Origin of the sequence: Paenibacillus sp. FSL P2-0089 (genome assembly GCF_038595095.1) — a bacterium.
In the GTDB taxonomy this organism is placed as follows: Bacteria; Bacillota; Bacilli; order Paenibacillales; family Paenibacillaceae; genus Paenibacillus_AQ; species Paenibacillus_AQ silagei.
This window is the reverse complement of record NZ_CP152006.1, coordinates 7,642,668-7,654,308: the sequence shown is the minus strand read 5'-3', so window position 1 is coordinate 7,654,308 and position 11,641 is coordinate 7,642,668. Positions and strand designations below refer to the sequence as shown.

The window sequence follows — 11,641 nt, the reverse complement described above, 5'->3', positions numbered from 1 at the left end:
CACAGATGGATTACAACCAGAACTTAAAAAATAATAAAAAATATAAAAAGCCTACCCAGTTGAAAGGCAGACTCTCTATATTAATTCAGTATTATTCAGAAAAATTAATATACACGGAGGCATTATCAGCTGCTGGGACGGTGAGCGTGTAGTAGGCTTAGCACGGGCCATCACAGACTATTGCTACTGCTGTTACCTCTCAGACTTGGCTGTCATCAAAGAGTATCAGAAGCAAAATATAGGCAAAGACCTGGTAGAACTCCTTCAGCAGACCTTGGGAGATCAAGTAGCCATCGTACTCTTGTCTTCTGAGGAAGCTTTAACGTTCTATCCTCAAATCGGCTTTGAAGCGGCTACCAATGCCTTTCGGATCGCCCGAAAACATTAGCTACTCTTTGGACCCGGCAGCCTCCTGGAACCATAGATTTACCTGCGCGGTCTCCTCGGTCAGAAGATCCAGGTAGATGGAGGTACGGTAGTCGGTCTCCTTGAGGCTCCTGCCTGTAATCTCGGTGATCCGGTTCAGGCGGTACATTAAGGTATTGGTATGAATATGCAGAAAAGCGGCCGATTCCTTCAAATTCCCGTCCAGCGACAAATATACGGCGAGGGTTTTCAGGAGATCGCTCTTATGCTCACGGTCATGCTCCTTCAAAGGATAGAGCAGCAGGCTCCGGCGCGGGCGGCTCCGTTTCTGTTCCAGAATCGCCGGAAGGTACGCCCAGAACCCGATCTCTTCATAGAGCAGCAGCTCACGGGTATGATAAGGCAGCAGCTTCTTCATCTCCAGAATCTGGAGCGCTTCGCGGTATGCTTCGGCGGCCGAGGCATATTCACGGTATTCGGGACTGCACCCAGCCGTAAGCTTGCCACCCTCGCTCTGGCCCAGCTCTCCCAGCAGCTTATGCAGGAACGAAGACAGCCGCCCGGTCCCCTCCACCACCGGAAACATAAAAGAGAAAAGAATAATCAGCCGGTTCTGCTCGGCGGTCTGAAAAAGCAGCCGCTGCCCGGTATAGGTAGCCATCACCCTGCGGAATTTCTGCAAAAAATTCTCATCCACCGGCCTTCTGCTCTCCAGCACCCCGATATAATAACGCTCCGGCAGCAGAATCGCCCCGGCCTCTGCCTCCTGGCGGATTCGCGGCTCACTCTCATAATGCGAGGTCAGCAGCTTCCAAAAGAAGTCCTCGAACGTCTTCTCCTGCTTCGTCTTCCAGCCGCGCTGCTTCAGCAGATAACGTCCGGCAATCCCGGCAGCCTTCTCCACGATACGCTCCGCATGCCCTTCGGTAAGATTCCCCCGGTCTACCACCCAGATATAGCCCAGAATCTCCTGCTGGTGCTTGATGCACATGGCCAGCCGCGGGCCAAGCCCGACCTCCATTACCGCAGGGATGCGGATCGGATGAGTGCTGCTCTCCAGCTCATGCATAACTCCCTTTTTGCGCAGACCGATAATGACCGTGCTGGGCACCTTTTTGCCAATGATGGTCGAGATCCGCGCCGGATCACTCTCCGTCTGATGGGAGCTGTACCCGATCACATGATGATTGCTGTCCTCAATCGTAACCTGGGACTGGAGCGATTCGCTGAGCGTATCCGCCAGGGATTCCATACTGTCAAAAAAACGGTCAAATGATGGCTCTGCTTCTGTCAATGTTCCCACCCCAACCCCAAGAATAGCCGAAGCTTATATAAGTGATTACATTATATTACAGCGTCTGGCAGTTGCCTATAGGAATAAAACAGATTTCAGTAGAAAACCTGACATATCATGAAGAATTTGCGTCAAAAGCAAAATAACGTGGAGCGATAGCTTACATGGGGCGGTGTCAGACGCGCTCGCCCCCCGCTGGCCCATTGTGTTCGCTTTTTCGTCTACATTTGGCCCACACGCCTCACGCCAGCCCATTGTGTTCGGTTTTTCGTCTACATCCGCCTCACTCACCTCACGCTGGCCCGATGTGTTCGGTTTTTCACCTGCATCCGCCTCACTCACCTCACGCCAGCCCATTGTGTTCGGTTTTTCGCCTACATCCGCCTCACTCACCTCGCGCCAGCCCATTATGTTCGGTTTTTCGCCTACATCCGCCTGGTCCACTCGCCAAAAAAAAGCCCGGTGATTGCTCACCGGACTCTGACACAAATTCTTCTGTTTACTCCCCCACCACACATCAGATCAGCGTGAACTCCTGCTCTACAGCAGCTTCAACCGTGAAGTACTCTTCTCCAAGCGCCTCGGCTACGGCCTGGCAGGTGATTTTGCCGTTGGCTACGTTGACGCCGCTCTTCAGACCGGCATTATCTTCAATGGCCTGGAATACGCCTTTGTTGGCAATTTGCAGGGCGTATGGAACGGTGACATTGGTTAGGGCAATGGTCGAGGTTTTGGCGACTGCGCCCGGCATATTGGCGACCGAATAGTGCAGGACCCCATGCTTCTCGAAGACAGGATTATCGTGCGTGGTCACCCGGTCAATCGTCTCCACAATCCCGCCCTGGTCAATCGCCACATCGACAATGACGGAACCTGGCTTCATTGTCTGCACCATCGCTTCTGTTACCAGCTTAGGCGCCTTCGCTCCCGGAATAAGCACTGCCCCTACCAACAGGTCTGCTTCGGCAACAGCCTTGGCGATGTTGTACGGATTGGAGATCAGGGTGCTGATCTGTGCGCCGAAAATATCGTCAAGCTGGCGGAGCCGGTCTGCGCTCAGGTCGATAATGGTCACCTCAGCGCCGAGGCCAATGGCCATCTTGGCTGCGTTGGTGCCGACCACACCGCCGCCGATAATGCTGACCTTGCCGCGGCTTACGCCGGGAACCCCGGAGAGCAGGATGCCCTGTCCACCGTAGTTCTTTTGCAGGAATTGTGCGCCCAGTTGTACAGCCATCCGTCCGGCTACCTCGCTCATGGGTGTGAGCAGCGGCAACGTACGTCCATCCACTACCGTCTCGTAGCCGATGGCGAATACGCCTTTGTCCTTAAGGGCGGCAGCCAGAGCTGGCTCTGGAGCCAGATGCAGATAAGTGAAGAGAATCAGGCCCGGACGGAAGTAACCGTATTCGCTGGCCAGCGGCTCTTTTACCTTCATTACCATTTCAGCGGCGGCCCACACTGCGGCGGCTTCTGCCACCAATTCAGCACCGGCTGCGGCATAATCTTCATTCTGGAATCCGCTGCCTACACCCGCTCCTGCTTCCACCAGCACCTTGTGGCCCTCTGCGGTCAGGCTGACAACACCCGCCGGGGTGATCGCTACCCGGTTTTCGTTGTTTTTGATCTCTTTCGGTACGCCAATAATCATCTTTCATCGCTCCTGTCAGTTAGGGTTCTCTTATGTGAAGAATCATAACATACAGACCGGAGCTGCATTTTGGGTAAAAAGAAAAACATGATCTGACATGATTGTGTTTTTACACAACGGACTTGAAACGCCGCACCAGCTGCTCCCCGAATAGAACGTTTCCCTGCACTATTGCCGCCCTAGCCCTAATCCGGGGAGATATTATAAAGTTATGTTCCATATTCTCCTGTTTTTTGTTCCTTCTGACGCTTCCGGCCATCTGCTATTCTTGAATTGCAAGCTTATACAGTACACACAGGGAGGTTGTCGCTTTTGAACAAGAGCCGTGTTATTGCCGGAATCACTTCGCTCGTTCTGATCATGGGCCTGGCCGCAGGCTGCGGGAACAGCAGCAATTCATCTTCAGCAGACAATGGAAGCTCTGCCACAGGTAAGAATACACCGGTAACGCTCAAAATGTGGGGCGGTGTCCCCCCGGAATCCGGTCCGCAGCAGGTGGTGGACAACTGGAACAAGGAGCACCCCGATATTCAGGTGGAATATGTACGCTATGTCAATGACGACGACGGCAATCTGAAGCTGGATACGGCGATGATTACCGGCCAGGATGTGGATTTGTTCGTGAACTATACAATCTCCCATGCCGCCAAGCGGGTGGAATCGGGACTGGCCCTGGACCTCAGCGGCTTCACCGATTACAACATTGAAGAGAAGATGGGCGCGGACACTGCGAGCTGGAAGATTGACGGCAAGTTCTACGGCGTTCCGACAACCAAGAGCCCGTTCTTCATCGCCCTGAACAAAGACGCCCTCGATAAGGCAGGCCTGCCGGTTCCGAAGGAATGGACCTGGAATGAGCTGCGCGAGTATGCGAAGAAGCTGAAGAACGGGGATTCGTACGGTTTTATTCAAAATATGGAGCCCTTCGTGGACCCCATCGACTCCGTGCTGTCCCAGGAGGGCTACACTAAGCCGGACGGCACCTCCAATCTCGATCATCCGCTGGTAAGACAATGGCTGGAGACGCTGAACGGGATGATGCAGGACGATAAGACTACGCCGCCGCTCGGCGAGCAATTGACTTCCAAGATGCCGGTGGAGCAGGTCTTCCTCAGCGGAGAGGTGCCGATGCTCAATATCGGGGCGTGGCTGCTGCGCAGCTCGAATAACTTCACCGACTTCCCGCGTGATTTCAAAATCGCTTTCGCTCCGGTACCCCGGCTTGCTGAATCCGCCAGTGATTACGTGACCCGCGGGGGCCTCGGCGATTACATCTCCATTAACGCCAAGTCCAAGAAGCAGGAAGCGGCCTGGGAGTTCCTGAAGTGGTATTCCGATGGCGGCATGTCCCCGATGGCAGCAGGCGGCAGACTCCCGGCCTCCAAGGATGCCAAGCAGGAGGATGCGCTCAAGAGCCTCATCGGCGACAAAAGTGACTCCTACGATCTGGACTCCCTGATGTACGTCATGTTCGACAATAAGACGCCAACCTATGTCCGCAGCCTGCCGCAAGAGGTAATGGACCTGCGCTCACAGGAGTACGAGAAGTACTTCCTCGGCTCGCAGTCGCTTGACCAGACCGTGCAGGCCATGGCAGCGCGGCATAACGAGTATTTGAAGCAGAAGAAGTAGCGGCTTGGGTGGAGACAGCGGAGATAGCGAAGAAATAGAGAAGTATCGTGCATCATACAGGAGGCTTGCCATGGAAATCATGGCGCCTCTCTTTCTTTCGTCTTACCCTAAAGGAACAGACTATGCCTTGAATGAACGCGGGTTCTTGCGGACTGGGATGCGCTTATTTTGGCAAATTCGGCTATTCTGGAGGCTACGCGGACTCAGATGCGCTTAACTACCATTTTTCGCTTCATTTCCGGCTACCTGGAGTGATATAAAGGCTTCTGAGTCCGCCTGCCAGCATAAAGGTGATTTTTTCGCCAAATAGGAGCCTGTGAGTCCGTCGGTACACAGACATAGGCGGCACATGCGTCCAGGATACTTCATTACCGCCCACACTGGCAGATAGCTTATAATCAAGAAAGAGTGATCATCTTTGTAAAGGAGTGATGAAATGCTCAAAAGCTTCAAACCCTTTGACAGGACAATCATTATAGGCGGATTAGTCTCGGCGGGGGTCATTCTCCTGGCTGGCGTGTTTCTTCTGCTTGCGCTGAAGTACAACATCATACGTTTAAACTGACATCTTATACCTCTCCATACTCCAGGAGCTCCCTTGACAAGGCGGGGCGGATAACCATCCGCTCCGTCTTTCTTGTCCCTCTGTCAAGCAGCCCGAATAGAACAAAACTATGCATTTCCGCCATCCTCCCGTGCCTGCTGGAACAAAACCATGCAATTTGAAATATCGCCAATCCGGCGGAGGGAGTATGCTATAATCTAGCATATCAACCGGCTTGGAGGTGCTTCCCTGTGTCACAGCTGCTGCGTGTGCTGATTCCCCAGAAGTTGAAATACCGCCTGTTCACCGCCTTTGTGTGTCTGATTCTGCTGCCGTTCGGCGCGCTGAATATCTATAACTATCAGCGCATTGAGACGCTGGTCCAGAAGAAAATCAGCCAGCAGAGCCACTATCAGCTGGAGCAGATGTACCGTACGCTGGAGGACCAGATCAGCATCGCCTTCAAGACGCTGCTGTTCCTAAAGCAGGATGACACTGTGAAGTCTGTACTGCTCCATCCTGAACAGCGTAATGAGCTAGAGAATAAGCGGCTGATGGAGAATATTTTCAAGAACCTGAACAACAGCTTCTTCCTGTATAATCCTTCGGTCTACTTCATGATTCTGGACTTATCTGAGAGCGCATACACCTCTTACCCGCCCAAGGATTCACTGGTCTATTCGGATCTGCGGGGAAATCCCGGGTTCGACAGAGGGCAGATGAACAACAGCTCTTATCACTGGGTGCCTAATGATGCCAACTACGTGCTGCGCGATGTCTCTACTAGCGCCTATCTTCTCTCTTTATACGCCTATCTGGAGGATGCCCGGAACCAGCCATACGGAATGGCCCGGATCAGCATTGACTACACGTACTGGCTGCGCTCCATCCACAAGCAGTCCGATCTGGAGCAGCAGTATTTCCTGATTACCCGCTCGGGCGAGGATATCTCCCAGTCGGTTCCGGGCAGCCAGTTATCCGAGAAGGTGAAGGCCGGCTTTGCCGGGCAGCCGGGACAGCAGTATTTTATCGATAAAGACTCGAACGCCTTGATTAACTATATCTATGTGGAGTCGCTGGACTGGTATATCGTCAACCGGATTCCGCTGTCTGTGCTGTTCGTGGAAATCGAGGGGCTGAAGCAGCAATACTTCATTACGTTCCTGGTGCTGACGAGCATCTTCCTGATGATGACCTTCGTGATTGCTACGACCATTACGCGGCCCTTGTCCCATCTGCAGAACAAGATGAAGGCGGCGGTGCAGAAAAGCCTGAAGATCCGCCTGCCGGAGCACAAATTCAGCGGCGAGATCCTGGAACTGACCCGGACCTTCAATACGATGCTTGACGACACCCACCTGCTGATCCAGAAGCTGAAGGCGGAGGAGCGCCAGAAGGAGGCCGTGCATTTTCAGATGCTGCTGGCCCAGACGAATCCCCACTTCCTGCTCAACACGCTGAATACGATCAAATGGATCGCCATCCGTGAGCATAACGAGGATATTACGAACATGACTCTGTCGCTCGGCAAGCTGCTGGAGGCTAGTCTGAACACCGATAAGGATCTGATCCATCTAAAAGATGAAATCGAGCTGGTTGAGGCCTATGTCCATATTCAGCAGGTCCGGTACGCGCACAAATTCGACTGTACGTTCACGTATGACGAGGACATTCTGTATGCTCTGGTGCCGAAGCTCAGCCTTCAGCCGCTGGTGGAGAACGCCATCATTCACGGAATCAGCAGACTGCCCGGCCACGGCCTTATTGAGCTGAACGTCCACCGCGAAGAGAACCGGCTGGTCGTAGAGATCCGGGACAACGGCGTAGGCATGGAGCAGGGCAGCGGCCCCAAGGCTCCGCGCAAGCGTCCGGGCATCGGACTGAGTAACATTCAGGAGCGGCTGCGGCTGTTGTTCCGGGAAGAGGGACAGCTTGAGGTGCTCTCAACCAGCGAAGGCGTTACGGTCCGCTTGACGCTGCCGCTGCTAATGTCCACACCTTACGGCAACGAACATCCGGCTTGAGGCGCATAACTACGGGAGGGATTACACATGTGGAAGGTACTGCTGGTGGAGGATGAGGTATTCGTACGGGAAAGTGTGCGCGAGATTATCGCCTGGGAGGAGCTTGGCTTCACGGTCAGCGGAGAAGCGGGCAACGGGGCAGAGGCGCTAGAGATGATCCGCGGGGATACGCCCGATCTGGTGATTTCGGATATTGTCATGCCGGAGATGGATGGCGTCGAGCTGCTGCGCAGAACCCGTGAGGAAGGATTTGATTCCCGCTTCGTCATGCTGACCTGCATGAATGATTTCGAGAATGTGCGGCAGGCCATGGAATACGGGGCGTCCAATTATATTCTGAAGCTGTCGATGAGCGTGAATTCACTCCGGGACACACTGCGTAAGATCAGCGGCGAGCTGGAGAAGAACCGCAAGGCAGAGCCGGATATGCCTAAGGAGTCTCCCCCGCCCCCGTCTCTTCCGGCGCATGAGGAGCTGACCAGCCACCCGGAGATTCAGAAGATCCTGCACTATCTGCACGAACACTACGCTGAGGATATTACGGTGAAGTCGATGTCCCAGTATGTCATGATGGCCGAGAATTATGTCAGCACCCTGTTCAAAAAGAAAACCGGCCACACCCTCATCCATTATCTGCACCGTGTACGGGTAGACCAGGCGATCCGGCTACTGACCGATTCCGACCTGCCGGTCTATGAGATCGGCAACCGGGTCGGCTTCGTGAGCGACAACTACTTCATCAAGATTTTCAAGCGCCTGACCGCGCAGACGCCCAGCCAATACCGGCATCAGCAGCGGGAGAAGCCGGATCGCTTGAGCTTATAGCCTGCTTTTCAGATAACGATCATAGTATTGCTCCAGCGGCATTCCTTCCGGGAATGCCGCTATTCTTGCTGGCCGGAACATGGATAGAACATATCTAAGACCGAAGCGCCTGCTGCCGCTTGTGTAATTGTATATTTCTGTGCCATGAAGTGGGTGGTTTTGTTCCTTATCCCTTAGAAGGGCGCTTGCTATGCTTGTAATGTACTTATTAAGACCTAAAGGAGTGGGGCTATTGTGAAAGCAACCTGGATGCGACGTCAGCAGCTGCTGGGCTATCTGTTTATCGGACCCAATATGATTGGCGTGATACTGTTTTTTATCATACCGGCTATGTATTCGTTCTATCTCATGTTTACAGACTACAAGTTTATGAGTCCCCATACCAAGTTCATCGGGCTAGCCAATATCCGGCGGATGCTGGGGGATGAGGTCTTCTATATTGCCATTAAGAACACGCTGCTGTTCCTGCTCTCTGTTCCTGTATCCATTGGGCTGGCGTTCCTGGTGGCTGTCATCCTGAACCGTTCCGTGTATCTCAAAAAGCTGCTGCGCGCCTTGTACTTCATGCCCTACATTACCAGCGGCGTAGCCGTAGCCTTCGTCTGGATGCTGCTGTTCCACCCGAATAACGGACCGATTAACGGCATTCTCCGCTCTATGGGCATCGAGAACCCTCCCGGCTGGCTGTCCACGATGGATACGTCCATGTATGCGATCGATATCATCTGGATCTGGTTCATGCTCGGCTATAACATGATTATCTACCTCGCTGCCTTGCAGGAGGTGTCCGGCGAGCTGCTGGAGGCAGCCACCATCGACGGTGCCCGCACCTGGCAGACGGTCCGCAGCATCCTGTGGCCGCTGGTGAGTCCCACTACTTTTCTGCTGCTGATTACCGGGCTGATCATGTCGATCAAGCAGTTCGGCATCATCCAGGCAATTACGCAGGGCGGGCCCGGGAACAGCACCACCGTATTATCCCTGTTCATCTATCAGAATGCCTTCCGCTATTACGAGATGGGCTATGCGTCAGCGATCTCCTGGGCCCTGTTCCTGATCATTCTGATCTTCACCGTGGTTCAATGGCTGGGCCAGAAACGCTGGGTTCACTACTAAGGAGCTGAGAATATGAATAAAGCCGCCGTTACCAAAATCATCGCCACATTAATCATGCTGTTCTTCAGCATCGTCATGATTGTACCCTTCCTCTGGATGATCAGCACCTCCTTCAAAACCCCTGCGGAAGTATTCCGCTATCCGATCCAGTGGATTCCGGACCACTTCAACTGGAGTCATCATGTGAAGGTCTGGTCCGGCCAGGGAAGCTTCGTGCCTTATTATCTGAATTCCCTTAAGGTCGCTGTGCTGAGCACCATCGGCGCCGTCTCCCTGTCCGCTTTGGCAGCCTATGGTTTTGCCAGAATTGAGTTCAAGGGACGTAACACGATGTTCCTGGTCTATCTGTCCATGATGATGGTTCCTCCGCAGGTGCTGTTCGTGCCCAAGTTCATCATGTTCGACTGGGCCGGCATCTATAACACCCACTGGGCGCTGATTCTGCCCGGCATGTTCACCATCTTCGGCGTATTCATGATGCGGCAGTTCTTCCTCTCCGTACCCCATGAAATCTCGGAGGCCGCCTTCATCGACGGAGCAGGCCATTTCCGCATCTTCTCGCGGATTATCCTGCCGATGGCCAAGCCTTCGCTGGCGACACTGGCGATTATCGACTTCTCCTGGCATTGGAATGATTATGAGAACGCGCTCGTCTTCCTAATCGACCAGGATCTGTTCACCGTTCCGCTCGGGCTGCAGAATTTCATCCTGGAGAACAATGTCGATTACAACGGCATGATGGCCGCCGCAACGGCCGGTATCATCCCGATGATTCTCGTCTTCCTGCTCGGCCAGAAATACATCATTGAAGGAGTGGCCAGCTCGGCGGTGAAGGGGTGACAGTGCGGGGAACTAGGTAGTAGTGCCGCATCAGCTTAAAACATGTGAAAATTACTTTTAACTCATCGCTTGCTTAGGGTTGCCATGCCTGATCGTGCCTGATTAAGGTGCGAGGGTAGGCTTAAGTGCAGTCTGTACAACTAAATCGCCGGATGTGCCGCCAAATCTCTGTTTAGATGTATTTCGTACAATTAAAATACCTCTATATCTGGATTTTCGCCCATTCGGGCAAATATAGTTGTACAGAATACAGTTAGACGAAGAATACCTTCGGGCGCACTGTTTTTAGTTGCACAGAATACACTTATCTCTGATTAAAGTCTGAGTATGAACATCGAGCTGATATTAGGCTGAACCTGCGCCCGTTGCTGGCTTCAACTCTTTAATTCAAGTAGCTGATTGTATTTCCTGCAATAGAAAACGTATTGCTGACCGTAAAATGAGATTCTATTGTATTTCATACATTGGAATGTTGTGATTTGGCTGAAAAAAGGCCTTTTTTCAATATTCGATTGTACGGAATACAATAGAATCTATTTCGAAGCCTCTTCTACAGCATTCCGTTGTACAATGTGCAGTTGCTATTGTTCCTCCGCCTTCACCGCCACCCAGCCGTCAATCAGATATGCGCCGAAGAATCGGGATACGGCAGTGAACCCGGCCTCCTCCAGCAACTCCTCTATCTCTTCAGCATGGAGCGGATGAGAGATTACGCCGAATGATTGCTCGAAGGTCTGCCACTGTTCCTCTGCGATCCCGTTACCAAGCATATGCAGCCGCCAGCCTGCCATCTGAAGCTCCCATGCAGGAGTACCCGGCACCCCGCAGATGGCGGACAGGCAGAGCGGCGCACCCGGCTGAAGCCGCGCGGCAATGCTGCGAAGGAGCGCCAGCTTACTCTCCCTCCCCTGCACGAAATGAAGCACCAGCATACAGGTTGCGGCATCGTACGCTCTAGCACAGCTCCAGTCACTAATTTCCGTACGATGCAGCCGCACTCTATCCAGCAGACCCGGTTGACCCGCAGCCTCCAGCCGCTGCTTGGCAGCCTGGAGCATACTCTGCGAGGTGTCCAGGCCGCTGAACCTCCAGTCCGGGTGGCTTAGGCCCAGCTTCAGAATCTCCTGGCCTCCGCCTGCTCCCACGACTAGCAACTCCGGCTTTTCCTTCTTGCCCAGCCGCGCTGTCAGCAGCGTATCCATCAAGTCATATTGCAGCGCGTACCCGGGGATTTTGCGGCTGATGTTCTGTACATACTGATCCCCGTCTGCCTGCTCCCATGGGCTGCCTGCCCCGCTCATGCTGTCCTTCAATTATATCCCCTCCGAAAGTAATAATCGGTACATAAC

At 53.3% G+C, this 11,641-nt stretch carries 9 protein-coding genes; 6 read left to right on the top strand and 3 right to left on the bottom strand.

Features of this window, described 5'->3' with window-relative positions:
- The first annotated feature begins 79 nt into the window (after positions 1-79).
- Positions 80-388, top strand: coding sequence for a GNAT family N-acetyltransferase (locus NST69_RS32780; RefSeq protein WP_081751072.1), 309 nt, complete (start codon positions 80-82; stop codon positions 386-388).
- Here the strand turns inward: NST69_RS32780 and NST69_RS32775 are convergent, their stop codons facing one another.
- Positions 389-1,660: a helix-turn-helix domain-containing protein gene (locus tag NST69_RS32775; protein ID WP_342548132.1), complete on the bottom strand. Its 1,272-nt coding sequence runs from the start codon at positions 1,658-1,660 to the stop codon at positions 389-391. It lies immediately after the preceding gene.
- A 517-nt stretch (positions 1,661-2,177) separates the two neighbouring features.
- Entirely contained in the window at positions 2,178-3,311 is a 1,134-nt protein-coding gene (gene ald / locus NST69_RS32770; RefSeq protein WP_342548131.1) for an alanine dehydrogenase, read from the bottom strand.
- 312 nt (positions 3,312-3,623) lie between these two features.
- Between ald and NST69_RS32765 the strand changes: the two genes are divergently transcribed.
- The 5 genes from NST69_RS32765 (at position 3,624) to NST69_RS32745 (ending at position 10,292) form a co-directional block, all read left to right on the top strand.
- Positions 3,624-4,943, top strand: coding sequence for an extracellular solute-binding protein (locus NST69_RS32765; RefSeq protein WP_245368380.1), 1,320 nt, complete (start codon positions 3,624-3,626; stop codon positions 4,941-4,943).
- Positions 4,944-5,738: 795 nt separating this feature from the next.
- The gene (locus NST69_RS32760) at positions 5,739-7,511 is read left to right on the top strand and encodes a histidine kinase (RefSeq protein WP_342548130.1); all 1,773 of its coding nucleotides are present in this window, start codon (positions 5,739-5,741) and stop codon (positions 7,509-7,511) included.
- Between the two features lie 27 nt (positions 7,512-7,538).
- Positions 7,539-8,336: a response regulator gene (locus NST69_RS32755; RefSeq protein ID WP_342548129.1), complete on the top strand. Its 798-nt coding sequence runs from the start codon at positions 7,539-7,541 to the stop codon at positions 8,334-8,336.
- Between the two features lie 234 nt (positions 8,337-8,570).
- Positions 8,571-9,452: a sugar ABC transporter permease gene (locus NST69_RS32750; RefSeq protein ID WP_342548128.1), complete on the top strand. Its 882-nt coding sequence runs from the start codon at positions 8,571-8,573 to the stop codon at positions 9,450-9,452.
- 12 nt (positions 9,453-9,464) lie between these two features.
- On the top strand, positions 9,465-10,292 hold the full coding sequence (locus NST69_RS32745; protein WP_342548127.1) for a carbohydrate ABC transporter permease: 828 nt from the start codon (positions 9,465-9,467) through the stop codon (positions 10,290-10,292).
- Positions 10,293-10,873: 581 nt separating this feature from the next.
- Here NST69_RS32745 and NST69_RS32740 read toward each other — a convergent pair.
- Positions 10,874-11,605, bottom strand: coding sequence for a class I SAM-dependent methyltransferase (locus tag NST69_RS32740; protein ID WP_340956730.1), 732 nt, complete (start codon positions 11,603-11,605; stop codon positions 10,874-10,876).
- Positions 11,606-11,641 lie beyond the last annotated feature (36 nt).

Excerpts from the sequence above, each read along its gene's own strand:
- ald (WP_342548131.1), bottom strand. The coding sequence starts at position 3,311 with ATGATTATTGGCGTACCGAAAGAGATCAAAAACAACGAAAACCGGGTA.
- NST69_RS32755 (WP_342548129.1), top strand. The coding sequence starts at position 7,539 with ATGTGGAAGGTACTGCTGGTGGAGGATGAGGTATTCGTACGGGAAAGT.
- NST69_RS32745 (WP_342548127.1), top strand. The coding sequence starts at position 9,465 with ATGAATAAAGCCGCCGTTACCAAAATCATCGCCACATTAATCATGCTG.